The 18,547-nt window shown below is 35.7% G+C and carries 15 protein-coding genes and 1 tRNA gene; 14 read left to right on the top strand and 2 right to left on the bottom strand.

Features of this window, described 5'->3' with window-relative positions:
* Positions 1–132 precede the first annotated feature (132 nt).
* The 11 genes from FTRAC_RS03130 (at position 133) to FTRAC_RS03080 (ending at position 9,038) form a co-directional block, all read left to right on the top strand.
* Positions 133–1,365: a PP2C family protein-serine/threonine phosphatase gene (locus FTRAC_RS03130; protein WP_013452776.1), complete on the top strand. Its 1,233-nt coding sequence runs from the start codon at positions 133–135 to the stop codon at positions 1,363–1,365.
* On the top strand, positions 1,358–1,996 hold the full coding sequence (locus FTRAC_RS03125; protein WP_013452775.1) for a polysaccharide deacetylase family protein: 639 nt from the start codon (positions 1,358–1,360) through the stop codon (positions 1,994–1,996). The genes FTRAC_RS03130 and FTRAC_RS03125 overlap by 8 nt, the downstream gene beginning before the upstream one ends.
* Complete coding sequence (locus FTRAC_RS03120; RefSeq protein WP_013452774.1) at positions 1,993–3,102, top strand: glycosyltransferase family 2 protein; 1,110 nt, start codon at positions 1,993–1,995, stop codon at positions 3,100–3,102. The genes FTRAC_RS03125 and FTRAC_RS03120 overlap by 4 nt, the downstream gene beginning before the upstream one ends.
* Positions 3,099–3,854, top strand: a complete 756-nt coding sequence (locus FTRAC_RS03115) for a TatD family hydrolase (RefSeq protein WP_013452773.1) — start codon at positions 3,099–3,101, stop codon at positions 3,852–3,854. Before FTRAC_RS03120 ends, FTRAC_RS03115 begins: the two co-directional genes overlap by 4 nt.
* 3 nt (positions 3,855–3,857) lie before the next feature.
* On the top strand, positions 3,858–4,925 hold the full coding sequence (locus FTRAC_RS03110) for an asparaginase (protein WP_013452772.1): 1,068 nt from the start codon (positions 3,858–3,860) through the stop codon (positions 4,923–4,925).
* A 190-nt stretch (positions 4,926–5,115) separates the two neighbouring features.
* Positions 5,116–5,202: transfer RNA gene (locus FTRAC_RS03105), tRNA-Ser, on the top strand.
* 174 nt (positions 5,203–5,376) lie between these two features.
* Complete coding sequence (locus FTRAC_RS03100; protein ID WP_013452771.1) at positions 5,377–6,240, top strand: MotA/TolQ/ExbB proton channel family protein; 864 nt, start codon at positions 5,377–5,379, stop codon at positions 6,238–6,240.
* Positions 6,241–6,264: 24 nt separating this feature from the next.
* Positions 6,265–6,588 carry a hypothetical protein gene (locus FTRAC_RS03095; protein WP_013452770.1) on the top strand — a complete coding sequence of 108 codons (324 nt, stop codon included), beginning with the start codon at positions 6,265–6,267 and terminating at the stop codon, positions 6,586–6,588.
* Positions 6,588–7,154 carry an ExbD/TolR family protein gene (locus FTRAC_RS03090; RefSeq protein WP_013452769.1) on the top strand — a complete coding sequence of 189 codons (567 nt, stop codon included), beginning with the start codon at positions 6,588–6,590 and terminating at the stop codon, positions 7,152–7,154. Before FTRAC_RS03095 ends, FTRAC_RS03090 begins: the two co-directional genes overlap by 1 nt.
* 3 nt (positions 7,155–7,157) lie before the next feature.
* Entirely contained in the window at positions 7,158–7,640 is a 483-nt protein-coding gene (locus FTRAC_RS03085) for an ExbD/TolR family protein (RefSeq protein WP_013452768.1), read from the top strand.
* Between the two features lie 78 nt (positions 7,641–7,718).
* Entirely contained in the window at positions 7,719–9,038 is a 1,320-nt protein-coding gene (locus FTRAC_RS03080; protein ID WP_013452767.1) for an MFS transporter, read from the top strand.
* Here the strand turns inward: FTRAC_RS03080 and FTRAC_RS19110 are convergent.
* Entirely contained in the window at positions 9,035–10,609 is a 1,575-nt protein-coding gene (locus tag FTRAC_RS19110; protein ID WP_013452766.1) for a GAF domain-containing protein, read from the bottom strand. The genes FTRAC_RS03080 and FTRAC_RS19110 overlap by 4 nt on opposite strands.
* Positions 10,610–10,855: 246 nt before the next feature.
* On the opposite strand from FTRAC_RS19110, the gene FTRAC_RS03070 reads away from it, so the two are divergent.
* The 3 genes from FTRAC_RS03070 (at position 10,856) to FTRAC_RS03060 (ending at position 16,868) form a co-directional block, all read left to right on the top strand.
* On the top strand, positions 10,856–13,879 hold the full coding sequence (locus FTRAC_RS03070) for an amidohydrolase family protein (RefSeq protein ID WP_013452765.1): 3,024 nt from the start codon (positions 10,856–10,858) through the stop codon (positions 13,877–13,879).
* A 6-nt stretch (positions 13,880–13,885) separates the two neighbouring features.
* Entirely contained in the window at positions 13,886–15,187 is a 1,302-nt protein-coding gene (locus FTRAC_RS03065; RefSeq protein WP_013452764.1) for an amidohydrolase family protein, read from the top strand.
* Between the two features lie 589 nt (positions 15,188–15,776).
* On the top strand, positions 15,777–16,868 hold the full coding sequence (locus tag FTRAC_RS03060; protein ID WP_013452763.1) for an MFS transporter: 1,092 nt from the start codon (positions 15,777–15,779) through the stop codon (positions 16,866–16,868).
* A gap of 308 nt (positions 16,869–17,176) precedes the next feature.
* Here the strand turns inward: FTRAC_RS03060 and FTRAC_RS03055 are convergent, their stop codons facing one another.
* Entirely contained in the window at positions 17,177–18,532 is a 1,356-nt protein-coding gene (locus FTRAC_RS03055; RefSeq protein ID WP_013452762.1) for an NAD-dependent succinate-semialdehyde dehydrogenase, read from the bottom strand.
* Between the last annotated feature and the right edge of the window lie 15 nt (positions 18,533–18,547).

Genomic DNA, 18,547 nt, shown 5'->3' with positions numbered 1-18,547 from the left:
GATTTTTTTAGATGGTCAAATATTTAAAATAAATTCTCTATTCTCTATTCTCTATTCTTTACTCACTATTGTCTCATGGCTCTTGTCCTTTTTCCTTTTGTCGATACTAATTGTTAACTTCACGCTCAGATTATGAATACTGCCTTAAACATAGCGAACCGATATGAGCTCAAGGAACTGGAGCTTAATGCACTGCTTGAAATTACGCAAGCGATAAACGAGAATTTGCCGGAAAATTCTTTATACAAAATATACAATTTTACCTTGAGGGCTAATTTAAAGCTGGGTAAATTGATGCTGGTAGTGCAGGATAAAAAGGAGTGGGAGTTAAAGTTGTCTTTTGGCACTGACAAAGATTACACCAAGATTGATGAAAGTGCTTATCAATTAGTGGATAAGAGAAAGATTTTATTTCCCGCTGACCTGATAGATTCACCATTTGATGAATTTGAAGTTGCAATTCCTGTTTTTCATAAGAATGAATTGCTAGCGGTTGTTTTTTTAGGAGGTGTTGCTAATTCCGAAGAGAGGGAATTAATAGAAAATCATTTGAATTTTATTCAGGCGCTGACCAATATAATCATGGTAGCCATTGAAAATAAAAAAATGGCAAGAGAGAGGCTTGAACAGGAAGTTTATGCGAAAGAAATGGAAATTGCTAAGAAAGTTCAGCAATTGCTTTTCCCTAAATCATTGCCTGAAAGCAGCAATTTTAGTATCGATGCACATTATTCTCCCCATCATACGGTCGGTGGAGATTATTATGATTGGCTGTCTATTGATGAACACCGTAAAATAATTTGTATTGCTGATGTTTCAGGTAAGGGAGTTCCTGCTGCCTTATTAATGTCTAATTTTCAAGCTTCTTTGAGAACGTTATTGCGGAAAACTTCAGATTTAGAAGAGGTTATTCATGATTTAAACCATCAAGTGTTTGAAAGTGCCAATGGAGAAAATTTCATCACTTTTTTTATTGCGCTAATAGATTTAAAAGAAAAGAAACTCACTTATGTTAATGCGGGGCACAATCCTCCATTTTTGATGTCTTCAAATGGGAGAATAGAAAAATTGGAGACCGGGACTTTGGTTCTAGGAGCTTTACGAGAAATACCATTTTTAGAAATCGGAACTACTGATATTGATAAAACTCAGACTTTATTGCTTTACACTGATGGTTTAACAGAAGCATTTAATGAAAAAGAGGAAGAGTTTGGCCCAGAGCGTGTAATGGATATTCTAAATAAAAATATCACTGCAAAACCAAGCTTAATCTTATCCAGTATCTTGAATGAAATTGATGCTTTCATAGGAAAAAGAGCTTTATCCGATGACATTACATTGTTAGCTTGCCAATACCATGTCTGATTGGGCATTTTATAAAACTCCAAATTTCATTCAAAATGTTTTCCCCTCTTTAAGATGGAGGGTAAATACTGATGAGAAAGTGATTTATCCTACTTTTGATGATGGTCCTATCCCTGAACTTACCCATGATATTTTAAACATTCTTGACGATTATGGTGCCAAAGCAACATTTTTTTGCGTGGGGGAGAACATCAAAAAGCATCCTGAAATATTTAGATCAATTTTAAAGAAAGGGCATACTGTTGGTAATCATACTTTTAATCATTTAAAAGCTTGGGAAACAAATAATGCGGAGTATTTACAAAATGTTCAATTATGTCAAGCTGAAATTGAAAAACACATAGCTCAAAAGAATAAGCTTTTCAGGTTTCCGTACGGTCAATTTAACCTTAGTCTAGCTCGAAAGCTTAAGAAAGTTGGTTACGAGTTAGTAATGTGGGATGTGCTTTCTAAGGATTATAACAAATCTATTTCTGCAGAAACGATACTTCGTAAATCTGTTCAAAAATCAGAGCACGGTAGTATTATAGTTTTTCATGATAATTTAAAAGCAAAAGAGAAAATATTGCAATTCCTACCTTTGTATCTCAAACATTTTTCCGATATTGGATACAAATTCGAAAAACTATGACCTATCTATTTTTAGGGCTATTGACGATTATTCTGATTGTAATCTTCGTGGACTTAATATTATGGATGGCCTGGAAACCAAAAGCAGAGAACCCAAAGCCTTTCGAAGGTGAGTTGCCTTTTATTTCTATTCTAATGGCCGTCCGAGATGAAGTGCACACGGTAAACTATGCCTTAAACTCACTAGAAAAGCTTAATTATCCTGATGATAAATATGAGGTTTTAATGGGCGATGATGGATCTACCGATGGTAGTAGTAAAATCATGCAAGAATGGGATAAGGAAGAAAATAATTTCTTTTATATGCCCATCAAAGATAAAGTTGCTCATTTAGATGCTAAAGCCAATGTTTTAGAGCAATTAGCTGAAAAAGCCAAAGGTGAATTTATGATGATCACTGATGCCGATGTGGAAGTTCCCCCGAGCTGGCTGATGAAACAACTGGCTTGTTGGAAAGACGGGTCCGGTATTCAAAGTGGCTTTACTATTATCAAGGCGAAAGATTTTTTGTCTAGCATGCAAATGATCGACTGGAGTCTTGCATTGGGCATGGTGAAAATTGTAAGCGGATGGAAAATCCCTGTCACTGCAGTTGGGAATAATATGATGGTTAGTAAGGAAGCTTATAACAAAGTAGGTGGTTATAAAAACATTCCATTTTCCGTAACTGAAGATTTTGCTTTATTTCAGGCAGTTGCTAAACAAGGGTATCGTTACCAGCAATTGGCAAATGAAGATAGTTTGGTTAAAACCTTTGCAATTAAGGGTTTTTGGAATTTAATGAACCAGCGCAAAAGATGGATGAGTGGGGCACTAAAACTGCCTGCTTTTATGGTGGCTATTCTGGTCTTCCAAGCTTTATATTATCCAGCGATGCTTGCCATGATTTTTGTCAACCCTTTTGTTGCGATTCCTCTTTTTGGTTTAAAAATCACTTTACAAAGTCTATTTATTAATAAAATCCTCGAGAGACTTAATCAATACGTTCCATTAGGTAATCTTTTTGTGTTTGAATTCTATAGTGGCTTCATTTCTATTGCACTTCTTTTCTATTATCTCTTACCTTTGCCAGTAAAATGGAAAGGAAGAAAATTTGCTAAAGGATGATTGAAACACATGCGCATTTATATGCGGAAAAATTTGATGAAGATAGAGCAGAAATGATGGATAGGGCAGCTCAAGCTGGAGTAGAAAAGTTTTATATGCCCAATATTGATCATGAATCCATTGAGCCCATGATGGAAGTGGAGGAAAAATACTCGAATACAATTGCAACAATGGGTGTCCACCCTTGTTCGGTTGAAAAAAAATTTGAAAAGCAATTGTACGAAATTGAAGATTGGCTGAATAAAAGAGATTTTGTAGCGATTGGAGAAATAGGATTGGATTTTTATTGGGATAAGAGCTTAATGAAAGAACAAAAGGAAGCCCTTAAAATCCAAATTGATTTAGCCAAAAAACATCAAATTCCCATTATTCTCCATTGTAGGGACTCTTTTGAAGAAACCTATGAAATTGTGCAGGAGATGAAAGACGAAAACTTAAAAGGCGTTTTTCATTGTTTTACTGGTGATGCAGAAGCGGCCCAAAAAGTGATTGATCTTGATTTTTATTTAGGAATAGGAGGGGTAGTAACTTTTAAAAATGGGGGGCTAGCTGAGCATATTCCTGAGATGGATATCAATCGTATAGTATTGGAAACAGATTCGCCATATCTAGCACCAACTCCAAAAAGGGGGAAAAGAAATGAACCTGCTTACCTTGAATTGATAGCACAGAAAATTGCAGATTTAAAGCAGATGCCTAAGGAAGAACTTATCAAGATTACTTCTAATAATGCCAATAAATTATTTGCTTAATTAATGAAGCCATACGAATTGATTCATATAGAAACCGCCACACCTAAAGCACCAGAAAGTGCTGTGATGATCATTTATACAGGCGGAACACTAGGAATGGTGTACAATGAGGAGCAAGCGCTAGTCCCTTTCGACTTTCAAAACATACTGGATGAGGTTCCTTCACTGAGAAATTTCAATTTGAAGATTACTGTTGCTTCATTTAATAAATTAATTGATTCTTCTAATGTTAATCCTAGCCATTGGGATGATATTGCAGGCTTGGTTGAAGATCACTATGATGAGTACGATGGCTTTATTGTGATACATGGCACCGATACCATGGCTTACACAGCTTCTGCCATCAGCTTTATGCTAGAGGGCTTGAACAAACCCGTAATATTTACTGGGGCACAATTACCTATTGGAGCAGCTCGCTCAGATGCGCGAGAAAATTTAATTACGGCCATAGAAATTGCCAGTCAGAAATTAAATCATAGACCTATAGTGTCTGAGGTTTGCATTTATTTCGATAATCTTCTTTTAAGGGCAAACAGAGCTAAGAAAGTGGAAAGTGTCCAATTCGATGCATTTCAGAGTGAAAATTATCCTGTGTTAGCAGAAGCAGGAGTCATAATTGAATATGATTTTTCAGCACTAAGACCTTATCAAGCGGAAGTTGAATTGAAGGTAAGGAAGAATATTCAACAGGAAGTAGCCATTTTAAAGGTATTCCCAGGAATATCAAAGGCATTTGTGGAAGGTATTTTGTCTATTAATGGATTAAGAGGCTTAGTGATCGAAACTTATGGTTCAGGCAATGCGCCAACAGAGAAGTGGTTTATTGATGCACTGCAAAATGCCATAGAAAAAGGCATTTTAATATTGAACGTTTCGCAATGCATGGGAGGGAAGGTGATACAAGGCCGTTACCAAACCAGTAAGGACTTACAATCCATTGGTGTAATAAGTGGTAGTGATATAACAACTGAGGCTGCTATCACTAAATTGATGTATGTGTTGAGTCATGCTGATACCAAAGAAATGCAACATAAATATTTAATTAAGCCACTTCGAGGAGAAATGGAATAAATGAATATCGGGCTTTACATGGAATAATATAATATTAAACTGCAATCCTTCTATTTGCAACTGAATTGCATGTTAATAATTAATTAATATTTACCATTTGGCAAAATGAGCTTGCATGAAGAATAAATTATTAATTTATTTGTGCACGTTTGAAAAAAGTTCAGTCGATAAATAAATACAAGCAGACAAAGGAGAGGTGCCAGAGTGGTCGATCGGGCTCGCCTGGAAAGCGAGTGTGCCTTCACGGGTACCGAGGGTTCGAATCCCTCCTTCTCCGCATTTTGTGTAATTTTGAACCTAAAAACTTAGATAATTATATATTATTTAAGTTTCAGGCTTAAAGAATTGCCAAAAAAATTTTCTGTTTGTCGATATTTGTGTAAAATTGGACTTAGTTTTTCAATTAACTAACATACAATAACTAAAAAAGAAAATTACAAACAACTTAACTATGAAAAAGCTATTTGTTTTAATGATGATGGCCGGAGCTTTGGCATTCGGTTTTAATGGCAATGCAATTGCTCAGGATCAGGAGGAAGCAACTTCTGAGATGGAAAATGACACAACAGCTATGGAAAGTGATTCTGCTTCTGCAGATGCTGATTCTGCTGCAATGGAAGAGTCTGAAGTAGATACTACAGCTACTGCAGTTGTTGAAGAGGAGGAAGTTGTAGAAGAGCAAGGCTTTCACCAAATTGTAAAAGAGAAGTTTATTGAAGGTGGATGGGAATTCATGTCAGTAGTATTAATCTGTTTGATCTTAGGATTGGCTATTTCTATTGAAAGAATTATTACCTTAAATTTAGCTACAACTAACACTAATAAACTATTGGCTAATGTAGAAGATGCATTAAACCAAGGTGGTGTTGAAGCTGCAAAAGAGGTGACTAAAAACACAAGAGGTCCAGTAGCTTCTATCTTTACACAAGGCTTGATGAGAATGTCAGAAGGTGTTGAAATGGTTGAGAAATCAGTGATTTCTTACGGTTCTGTTGAAATGGGTCGTTTAGAAAGAGGACTAGTTTGGATTTCATTATTTATTTCTCTTGCTCCAATGTTAGGTTTCATGGGTACTGTAATTGGTATGATCGGTGCATTTGATGCTATTGAAGAAGCAGGTGATATTTCTCCATCTTTGGTTGCTGGTGGTATTAAAGTTGCCCTATTGACAACAGTAGGTGGTTTGATTGTTGCGGTAATCTTACAATTATTCTACAACTATTGCGTTTCTAAAGTAGATTCTTTAGTAAACCAAATGGAAGATGCTTCTATTGCTTTAGTTGATATATTAGTAAAGCACAATCTTACTAAGTAAGTTTAACCTTTAAACTTTAACTAAATGGAAATTGTTGATATAATGTTATATGGTGCATATTTGCTGGTAATTGTTGCTGCTTTGGGAGCAATTGTTTTACCGCTTATTAATGCACTAAGTAACCCAAAAAGTCTTTTAAAGTCTGCTTTGGGGATAGTGATAATCGGTGTGATTTACTTGGTCAGCTGGGGAGTTTCCGGTGATGAAGTAACTGCTAGATACATAAAATTTGATATTACGAGTACCTCATCTCAAGTAATAGGTGGTGTGTTAATTACCACGTATCTATTGATGGGCATAGCCGTAATATCTATTGTTTATTCTGAAATCAGAAAACTTTTAAACTAATGGCTAGAAGTAAAGGAAGAGCAACATCAGAAGTGAATGCCGGTTCAATGGCCGATATAGCATTCTTATTGTTAATATTCTTTCTTGTAACTACTACCATTGCATCTGATAAAGGTTTAACATTAACTTTGCCTCCTGAAAAGGATGACGCTGAAGAAATTGATGTTAAAATTAAAGAGAGAAATCTTTTTAAGGTTGCTATTAATTCAGCCGATAGACTTTTAGTTGAGGGTGAACGTATGGACGACTACACTGAGATAAAGGATATGTTGATTGAACATATTTTAAATCCAACTGAGAATCCTGAATTGGCCGAAAGTCCACAAGATGCAATTGTTTCCTTTAAAACAGATAGAGGAACAAGTTATGAGATTTATATAAATGTATTAGATCAGTTGCAAGGTGCCTATTATCAGATTTATGCTGATAGGGCAGGAGTTACAGCTGAAGAATACAGAGCGTTGAATTTGAAAGATCCTAAGGAAAAAGCTCTTTACGAAAAAGGTAAAGGAGATATTCCGATGGCGATTTCTATTGCGGAACCAACTAACATAGGAGGGAACTAAGATATGTCAAAGTTTAAGAAAAAAACGAGTGCAAGTCAGGATATTCCTACCGCTGCATTACCTGATATTATTTTTATGCTCCTATTCTTTTTCATGGTGACTACAGTATTGCGTGAAACCGAAATTAAGGTGGAACAATCGATACCTAAAGCCGAACAATTGAAAAAGATTGAAAGAAAATCTTTGGTAAGCTATTTATACATTGGTAAACCTAAACAAACTGAAAAGTTTGGTGGGGAAGCTAAAATACAAGCTAATGATGTATTTATTGAACCTAGAGATATTCTTTTGTGGGTAGCAAAAGAAAAAGATAAATTAGCTGAGGCTGAAAGAGATAAAATTACCATCGCTATGAAAGTTGATAGTGAAGCTAAAATGGGTATTATCTCAGATGTTCAGCAAGAGCTAAGAAAAGCAAATGCAAGAAAGTTGATGTATAATACGTTAAAATTGACTAGTAAGGATAAAGATAATTCCTTATTATAATTTTAAAATGATTTAGAAAACCTCATTTCATAAATTGGAATGAGGTTTTTTTTTGCTATAGTTTAAAGAATTCACTTTTTGGAAATTAATCAATCTAAAACTATCAATGCCTGGTGTATGTATGACTGGGCTAATTCCGTCTACGCCATAGTTATTAAATCATCCATTTTCCCTGTATTTTATAATACAGCCACTCAAAATGCTTTTGATGGAGACGTAGTAGATTTTTTTGGTTTTCAATTTATTAATACCGCCCTTTATTCATTTGCTATCTCTTTTAGTTTTCTTGTGGTAGCTGTCATATCTCCTTTATTGTCTGGCATAGCAGATTATTCTTCCAATAAGAAAGCCTTTATGAAGTTTTTTACATACTTAGGCGCTTTTTCCTGTATTGGTCTTTTCTTTTTTACTGGTGAAAATGTTGAGTGGGCCATAATCTGTTCCATTTTAGCAAGTATAGGATATACAGGGAGTTTGGTTTTCTATAACTCCTTTTTAACTATAATTGCTACTCCTGATAGGCATGATATGATTAGTGCTAAAGGTTTTTCTTTAGGTTATGTTGGAAGCATATTGTTGCTAGTAGTGAATTTGATTTGTATTTCTAACCCGCAATGGTTTGGTGTAGAAAGCACAGCCATAATTGCACGTTTTTCATTTTTAACTGTGGGGTTATGGTGGATGGGATTTGCTCAAATCACCTTTAAGGCTTTAAAGGAGCCTAAAGTATCCATTAATTACTCTAATTCATTGATTATAAATGGTTATAAGGAAATTCTTAAGGTATTTAAGGAGATAAAGGGACATCCGATTTTAAAGTATTTTCTGACATCCTTTTTCTTCTATAGTATGGGTGTGCAGACAGTAATGTACATGGCTGCTTCATTTGGGAGCAAGGAACTTAATCTTCCAGGGGATAAATTAATAATAACCATTATTATAATCAATGCTGTGGCCATTATCGGGTCATATGGCTTTGCATATCTCTCGAAAAGAAGCTCTAACAAGTTTTCCTTGCTGAATATGTTGGCCATTTGGGTCGGTATATGTGTTTATGCATATTTCGTCTACACAGATTATCAATTTTACATTCTGGCTTTTGTAGTAGGATTAGTTATGGGCGGAATCCAATCCTTATCTAGAAGTACGTATGCCAAAATAATGCCTCAGAAAACTAATGACGAAGCTTCCTACTTCAGTTTTTATGATGTAACTGAAAAATTAGCAGTGGTCATAGGTACTTTTTCCTATGGATTTATTGAACAATGGACGGGAAGCATGCGAAATAGTACGATTGCATTAGGGCTTTTCTTTGCAGTGGGCATTGGTTTTTTATTGATGGTGCGAATACATTCCAAGTTAAATTATAATAAAGCCAAGGAATCAAGAACTACTTAATCAGTTTGCTGCATTTTCTCCTCCATCATTTTTTCTTTCCTTCTCATCTCTTCTTGAGTTGCTTCCAGTTCTTCCATGTTTTGCCTTAGCTCTTCCTCCTGAGCTCGCATTTCCTCTGCTTGTTGCTGCATTTGTTCAAGCAATATTCGTGTCTTCTCATTGTTTTGGGTAGTGGCAATAGCTGAAGCAACGTATTCTCCAGCCTTTTCAAGAAATTTAACTTCATGGTCTTCAAATTTTCTGAAGGAAGCTAATTCTATCAGGGCTTGGACATTTTCATTATACATCATAGGTACAACAGCCAGGCAAGTAGGGGTTGCATCACCTAGACCAGATTTAATAAATGTATAATCTTGAGGGATTTCGGTAAGCAACAAGGTCTCTCGTTCTCTATAGGTTTGACCCACTAAGCCTTGCCCAATTTCAATCTTTTTATTCAAGAATTTACGTCTGTCAAAAGCATAGGCCGCTGATAGTTCAAGGTGCTTTTCATTGTGGTCATCCTCATCTTGAACTAAGATGAATAAACTACCTTGTTGTGCTCCCAAATATTCCGTTAAGTATTTTGTGGATTGAAAAGTCAGGTCTTTAGTGTCTTGCTCACTATTCCTGATGATTTCACTCAATTTAGAAAGACCCTCAGTAGACCAAATGCGCTTTTTATTTTCTACATCAGCTAATTCCATTTGTTTTTTCATTTCAATTAGCTGGCCAGCAAGATTTTCCTGATTCAATTCCCTATTTTCTTCTGTCATGCCTTCCCATTCCACATCATATTCGCCTGATGCCACTTTTCTAACATAGTGAGCAGCTTTCTTAAGGTTTTCAATCGAACCATTTAGTATTTTTGCAGCTCCTCGAAAGCGCGTGTCTCCATCATTAAACAAATACTTTTTATTATTCTCTCTTAGGTTAATCAATAGTGCAGTTCTGTCTTTATTTTCTTTTTTCAATTTGAAGAGAACAAAGATTAAAGTTGGTAAGCCAATGAGTAACAGCAAAAGTTGAACTATTGTATTTTGAAAAATAGCTCTTTCATACTTAGCTTCTGCCTTTTCCACTAGTTCCTCTTCAAATTCATATAATCTTGTAGTAAAGGCATCATTTATTGGCCAAAAAGTCCTTCCATAATCGTCCTTCAATAATTCTTTGTAGGCTTCTAAGTCATCATTCTTTAAATGACCAACCATTTCTTCATACATATCAGCATATTTTTTAAAACCTGCTTTTAATTTGGGATAGTTTACAGGATCAGAATAGCCTTGAATAGCAAATAGACTATCTAATTTTTTGAAATTTTGTCGATTTTCTCTTCTTGCATTTGCCACACTCCAAAATAAAAAACCATCTTCCCTTATTAATGCATACCCTCTACCACTAATGTCCATTTGACGGATATTGAGTAGTGTATTTTCAGCAACTCTAAAAACCATATCAGTTTGTTCTTTGGTTTCTAGGGCATCACTCATCACGCTTTTATTATAAAAGGAAAGCGTAACACTTAATAAGATAAGTGCTGAAACTGTATAGATAGCAATGGATATCAAGTGTTTATTCAGGAATTTCCTCATGATTCTTTAAAAAATAATATGATTAACTACTTTAAATTATAATATAATTCTTTCAAAACAAAGGGCTGATTCATTTATAAATTATACCAAGATGTGCTTTTTTGACAATTTTTTGAATATCTATATTACTTAGTATTTTGATTTCCATTGGTAATCGAAAAGCACCAGTAAAATAATAGATGCAATATTTTTTATTTAATTATGTAAAAAGTACTATTTTCATTTCTTAAACTAAAATTTCATACAATGATGAGAAAATTACTTTTAGTATGTTTTAGCTTTTGGTTATTTTCCTCCTATGCACAGGAAACTTATACGGTTAATGGTGTAAAGGATGAGAGACCAGGCTTGCATGCCTTTATTAATGCAACTTTACATGTTGATTATCAAACTATTCTGGAAAATGCTACTTTGGTGATTCAGAAAGGTGAGGTAGTTGCATCCGGTAAAGATGTTAAAATACCTAATGGCGCAATTGTTCACGATTTAAAAGGAAAGCATATTTATCCTTCTTTTATAGAATTGTCTAGCAATATTGGAATGCCTAAGTCAGAAAGTAGTCGAAGTCCTGGGCCACAATTGGGGCCTAAAAAGGATGGGGCTTACAATGCCAATGATGCAATTAGAGCCTACTTTAAAGCTCATGAGGCTTTTGAAACCAAAGATTCTGATGCCGATAAAATGCGTAAAGCGGGATTTGGAGTGGTCTTGACTCATAATCAAGATGGCCTAGTTAGAGGAACAGGAACAGTCGTTGCTTTGCATAATGGTCCCGAAAATGAAATTATTTTGAAAGAATCAGCTTCACAACATTTTTCTTTTGATAAAGGAAGCTCTACCCAAGATAATCCTTCTTCTTTAATGGGTGCTATTGCTTTAATCAAACAAACATATCTTGATGCAAAATGGTATGCTAAGCAAAATGAAATGGTAGATGTGTCTTTAGCTGCTTTTAATAATAACATGAATTACCCGCAGTTTTTTGATGCTGGTGGAGATAAACTTTATGTTCTTCGAGCGGATAAATTGGGAGATGGATTTGGTGTTCAGTACATTATAAAAGGAAATGGTGACGAGTACCAGAGGCTGGATGAAATTAAAGCAACTAATGCACAATTAATTCTTCCTGTAAATTACCCAGAAGCTATTGATGTAGAGGATCCATTTGATGCGCTTAATGTAAGTCTTGCTGAAATGAAACATTGGGAGATGGCACCTCATAATTTGAAAATGGTGACGGATAAGGGTATAAATTATTCTATTACTTCTGATGGTTTAAAAGATGCTTCAAAGCTTTCCGATATGATCTCACAATCTTTAGATGCTGGTTTGTCTGAGGAACAGGCTTTAAAAGCTCTAACTTATAATCCTGCTCAATTCATAAAAATGGGTAATAAACTAGGGAGTTTGACTAAAGGTAAAATTGCCAACTTTATCATCACAGATGGAAGCCCAGTAAAAAAAGATACTAAGATATATGAAAACTGGGTGCAGGGAAATCCATACAAATACCAAGACTATACCTTGCCTGAATTGGCTGGTAATTATATATTGAATGTTGGTGATGATGATTATCAATTGGAAGTTGCAGGATTGCCTGGGAAAGAGAAATTTAAAATTGTGGTAAATGATACGACCTCTTACGATGTGAAATCTGAAATTTCCAAGCAATTGATCACTTTGTCTTTCAAAGACGAAAGCAAAGAAGAGATAGGAAAAATCAGGTTGTCTGGTTGGTTGAAAGAAGGCGGATTAAGCGGGAATGCCAAAATGCCTGATGGAAGCTGGAAAGAATGGAACGCTACATTAAATGAAGGTGATTCGCCAGAGAAAAAGGAAGAAGATAAGGAAGAGGAAGAAAAAGAGGAAAAGGCTGAGATTGGTTCCTTAGTTTATCCCTTTGTAGCTCACGGAAATGAAGAAAAGCCTAAAGCAGAAACCATCTTAATTAAAAATGCTACGGTTTGGACCAATGAAGCAGATGGAGTTTTGGAAAACACTGACGTTTTGTTGGAAAACGGAAAAATTTCAAAAATAGGAAAGGGTCTTTCTGCATCTGGGGCTAGAGAAATAGACGGAACCGGAAAACATCTAACGCCTGGAATTATTGATGAGCATTCACATATTGCTATAAGCCGAGGAGTGAATGAAGGGTCTGAAGCGGTAACGGCTGAAGTGAATATTGAAGATGTTGTAGATTCAGAAGATATAAATATCTACCGTCAATTATCGGGTGGAGTAGTAGCTTCTCAATTGTTACACGGTTCGGCAAATCCTATTGGAGGGCGTTCAGCTATTATTAAGTTGAAGTGGGGCTATAGTCCAGAGGAAATGAAAATAGATTGGGCTGATAAATTCATCAAATTTGCTCTTGGTGAAAATGTGAAGCAATCCAATTGGGGCGATAGAAACACCGTTCGTTTCCCTCAGACCAGAATGGGAGTGGAGCAAGTTTTTGAGGATGCCTTCACAAGAGCAAGAGAATACGAAGCAAAATGGAAAGCTTATAATGGTCTGTCAAAAAGAGATAAAGCAAATGCAACGGCTCCTAGAAAGGATTTGGAATTAGAGACTTTGGTTGAAATTTTGAATAGTGAAAGATTTATTTCTTGTCACTCTTATGTGCAATCAGAGATCAATATGTTGATGGAAGTTGCTGAAAGATATGGCTTTAGAATTAATACTTTCACTCATATTTTGGAAGGCTATAAGTTAGCTGATAAAATGAAAGAGCATGGTGTTGGGGGTTCTACTTTCTCAGACTGGTGGGCTTATAAATTCGAAGTGAATGACGCTATCCCATATAATGCAGCTTTAATGCATGGAGAAGGAGTGGTTACAGCCATTAATTCAGATGATGCCGAAATGGGAAGAAGATTAAATCAGGAAGCAGGAAAAACGATGAAATATGGTGGTGTAGCTGTTGAAGAAGCTTTAAAAATGGTCACCTTAAACCCTGCTAAACTATTACATCTTGATGACAGAATGGGAAGTATAAAAGTTGGCAAAGATGCTGATGTAGTACTTTGGAGTGATGAACCACTTTCTATTTATGCAAAAGCAGAAAAAACCATCATAGAAGGAGCGGTTTATTTTGATAGAGATGAGCAAGCAGAAAAACTGGATGCTATACAAGCTGAAAGAGCTCGATTAGTGGCTAAAATGCAAGGTGAGAAGTCTAGTGGTAAACCTACTCAAAAGGCCAAGCCAAAATCACAGATTATCTATCACTGCGAAACTGAAATTGAAAATTATTCATCTTTAAAATAAGCTGAAATGAAGATATATAACTATTTAGGAATATTATTACTGAGTCTTTTTAGCTTTTCGGCTATAGCTCAGGTGCCCGCACCAGGAGAGGAACAAAAGCAGCCTATTGCTATAATGAATGCCTATGCTCACCTTGGAAATGGAGAGGTGATCGAAAATTCTGTGGTCACGTTTGCAGATGGAATCATCACAAATGTGGGAGATGCTACCACTATTCGAATAGATTTATCCAAATTCAAAGTGATAGATGCAGAAGGAATGCATATATATCCAGGGCTAATCGCTAGCAATACCATCATAGGATTGGAAGAAATTGCAGCTGTTAGAGCTACACGGGATCAAGATGAAACAGGAGAGTTTAATCCTAATGTAAGAGCGTTGATCGCCTACAACACAGATTCTGAGATAATTCCCACTACTCGATTTAATGGCGTTTTGTATGCCCAGACTACCCCTAGAGGTGGAAGAATATCAGGAAGTAGTTCTGTAATGGACTTAGATGCCTGGAATTGGGAAGATGCCGTTTTGAAAAATGATGAAGGAATTCATTTAAACTGGCCTTCAAAATTGAGGTATCCGAGATGGTGGTTAGGAGAAACCGAGTGGAGAGAAAATGAGGATTATGATAAAGAGTATGAGGAAGTGAAAGGATTTTTTAAAGATGCTGTGTCTTATAAAGAGATCAGTAATCCTGAAACAACTAATTTGAAATTAGAAGCCATGAAGGGCTTATTTGATGGATCAAAAAGCCTTTACATTCATACGGACAGAGCGAAGGAAATTCTTCAATCTATACAGTTTGCTTTAGAAATGGGTGTAAAAAAAGTGGTGTTAGTTGGAGGAGATGAGGCCTATTACGTTAAAGATTTCCTTAAAGAAAATGAAATCCCGGTTATTCTGGAAGAAACTTTACGATTACCGAGCAGAACTGCTGACCCCGTGGATATGCCATATCAACTGCCTAATTTGCTTCATAAGGCGGGCATAAAAGTGGCTATTGGTCAGTGGGGAGAGGTAATGCAAGTAAGGAACTTGCCTTTTAGTGTAGGTACCGCAGCAGCTTACGGACTAGGAAAGGAAGAAGCTTTGAAAATGGTCACCTTGAATGCAGCGGAGATTATGGGAGTGGATGATAAAATTGGTAGTCTGGAGAAAGGTAAAATTGCTTCTATTGTGGTTTCAAAAGGAGATATTCTAGATATGGATGGAAATCAGCCCGAATATGTTTTCATTGAGGGAAGACAAGTAACACTTGATGCTCATCAACAAAGATTGTATAAGAAGTTTAAAGATAAGTATGAAGATTGATAAATAATTTGTGTTGAAATCAACTATTTTAAAGCCCGTATCGAAAAATACGGGCTTTTTTATGCAAATGATCATGAATAAGATGCTCAGTCTTATAAACTAAACTTCAAGGGAGATAACAATAAGTTTCCTTTGCGGACACTTTGCAGCTCTGTCTGCCGATCCAATGCTATTGAGTTAAGAAAATGTCTTTAAGGAGTTTTTCGCTAAAGCGAAAAAACTTTTGTTTTCTTTTGTATCTCTTGTGGTATATAACAATGTTTTTTAATCTGTACCAACATTAGCAAATTCTCAACACAACTTGTCCCGTATTTATCGGGAAAAGAGACAATAGATAAGAAAATAACCAAGGTAATTTTTTGGAATACAGTGAAACACGAAACTTTTAAGTTTAACTTATTAACATTGTCTGCCGATCAGGCAGGTCTGCGGCTTCCGATGTAAAATGCGGAAAGCTTATGCGAGACATTTTTTGCGTCAAAGACGACTGAGGATAATTCATGTTATACACTAGATAAAAAAATGAATTTGTTGAAATCCGATTTCATTATAGTTTTCGTACATTATGCATAACTGAAAAAATAGAATCATGGAACATCAATCTAATTCATCAATTCAATGGAAGCAGACCGCTAGTTTACTGGCTTTATATGCGTCAGTAATAATTGGTTGGATTGCTTATCACCGTTACCAGCCTGCTTTATTAGATACTTTTGATATGACAGAATTTGAGCCACTTTTGATTTGGGCTCAAGCGATAATATTGATCTTAACACCACCATTAGCAGGTTATTTGGGGGATAAATATAGAGATAGATTTGGAAACCGTTTGCGTATCATCACGCTGGGTGTAAGTTTTGCAGCTATGATTTTCATGACCGTTGCCTTTACTTTAATAGTAAATCCTCCTCAGTCATTCGTATTGTATGCATTACCTGTTTTGGTCATTCTTTGGTTGTTTGCCATGAGTTTGTTTACAAGTCCGGCAATATCAACGATTGAAATATTCTCACCCAGTTCACAATTGCCGATTACGGTAGCGGCTTTGACTATTGTTTCGGATTTATTGTACTCTTTGGAGCCTGTGATTGTAGATATTATTGATTTCCTTGGTGGAGCAGCAACATTTGCTGTAGGGGGTATTATTGTTTCTATATCTGGATATCTATTGAGGAAAAATTCATTGCAGCTGACAATTACCGGGAAGGAAGAAAGACCCGATGATAAAAACCCAAAATCCAATATGCCTAAAGTGATTTTATTGGGAGTGGGAATGGGATTGTTTTCAGGTTTAATAATTGAAGTTTTTCCTGATTATTTGAATAAACTTGAATCGGTTGTGGGAATTAGTGGTCAGTGGATTTCATCCATTGTATTGGTTCTTACTGCTATTTTTTCAATTATTATCAGTAGGAGAGTTTCAAAAGACAACATTATTAAATTATTAGTAATGGGATTAATATTTGCAGGAATCAGCACAGTAGGTGTTTTTACAATCTCTAGCAACACGATTATACTGATATTATTAGCAGTATTTGCCATATTTTACGCAATGGTGAATGTTACAGCATTGCCATTGGCGCTTCAAAATACATCAGTAAAGGAAAAGGTGTTTGGCGTAGGAGTGTTCTTTTGCGGATTTGAAATACCTAATAGTGTGATTGATGTGATGTTGATTTAGTTTTGTTTCAAAAACAAAATATTCCAGTTAAAAGTATTTACATATTAGTATTTGAAAGAGGAGTATTTTTAAATCCTTCCTCTTGATTAACTAGCTATTATTAATTAAAGCACAATGATTCCATGGTCGGTGGCACACCGACCATCTCTCCTAGATAGCTTTCTTTCTGCTTCCGGTCGGTGAGCCACCGACCAGGCGCTAGATCTTATGTTAATCTGAGTTATTATTCATTTATTAAGTCAAGGGGAGAAGCTATTATTAGAAATGTCTGATACTTTTTTAGTGTCAGACATTTTTTTAGGTTATGACTAATCAACCCAAACCGTTTTCTGATTGACAAATTCTTTAATTCCCATTTCAGATAATTCTCTACCATAACCGCTCATTTTTATTCCGCCAAAAGGAACTGCTGGATGAGAAGCCATTAATTTATTGATGTAAACAGCCCCGCTTTCTACTTCTCTTACAAGCTTTTTGGCTTTTTTGATATCCTTGCTCCATAATGATCCGCCAAGTCCGAACCTGGAGTCATTAGCTAATTCTATGGCATGTTTTTCATCCTTTGCAATTAGAACTACAGCCACGGGACCAAATAACTCTTCTTCATAAGCTGGCATGCCAGGTTTTACATCAGTTAAGACAGTAGGCTCAAAAAAGGCTTTATCTCTTTTTCCTCCAATTAATACTTTAGCCCCTTTTTCTACTGATTTTTGAACTTGTTCCTCCAGTTCCTTCGCTAGATCTTCTCTAGCCATAGAGCCGTAATCAAATTCATCTTTTGATGGATCCCCAATTTTGATATTTTCAAATTCGCTCTGGAATATTTTAAGAAAATCATCAGCTATAGATTCCTCTAAAATAAATCGTTTGGCAGCAATACAGCTTTGTCCATTATTGATCATTCTGGCTTTGACTCCCGTTTTGGCAGCTTCTTGAATATCGGCATCTTTTAAAACAATAAATGGGTCGCTTCCACCTAATTCTAAAACCGTTTTCTTGAGATTCTTTCCAGCTCTTTCGGCTACTTTACTTCCTGCTGCTTCGCTTCCAGTTAATGTTGCAGCTTTTACCCGCTTATCATCTAAAATCATATTGACTTTAGAAGAGGAAACTAATAAAGTTTGAAAGCAACCTTTGGGAAACCCTGCATCTACAAAGACTTCTTCTATTGCCAAAGCACATTGAGGTACATTGGAAGCATGTTTTAACAATCCCACATTTCCTGCCATTAAATTGGGTGCTGCAAATCTAAAAACTTGCCAAAAAGGAAAATTCCAAGGCATTATGGCTAAAACTATTCCAATAGGATCATGCGCTACATAAGCTTCACCCTTCGGTACTTCCAATGGCTTATCAGATAAAAATTTCTCCGCATTTTCTGCATAATAATCACAAGCTAATGCGCACTTTTCAATCTCAGCAATAGCTTCTCTTTTTGCTTTGCCCATTTCCATAGTCATTAAGCTGGCATAATGTTCTTTTCTGTCCCTAAGCAAAATTGCAGATTTTAGCATCAATTCCTTTCTTTGAGTAAAATTGGTAGTTCTCCAATCGTCATAAGATTTTTCAGCAAGCTCAATTTTATCTACTATTTGCTGATCTGTCTCTTCTTTGAAGCTTTTTATAACTTCATTATTGAATGGATTTCTGCTTTCAATTGCCATAATTCTCTGTGGTTT

Origin of the sequence: Marivirga tractuosa DSM 4126, assembly GCF_000183425.1 — a bacterium.
GTDB lineage: Bacteria > Bacteroidota > Bacteroidia > Cytophagales > Cyclobacteriaceae > Marivirga > Marivirga tractuosa.
This window is presented reverse-complemented; position numbering and strand designations above follow the sequence as displayed.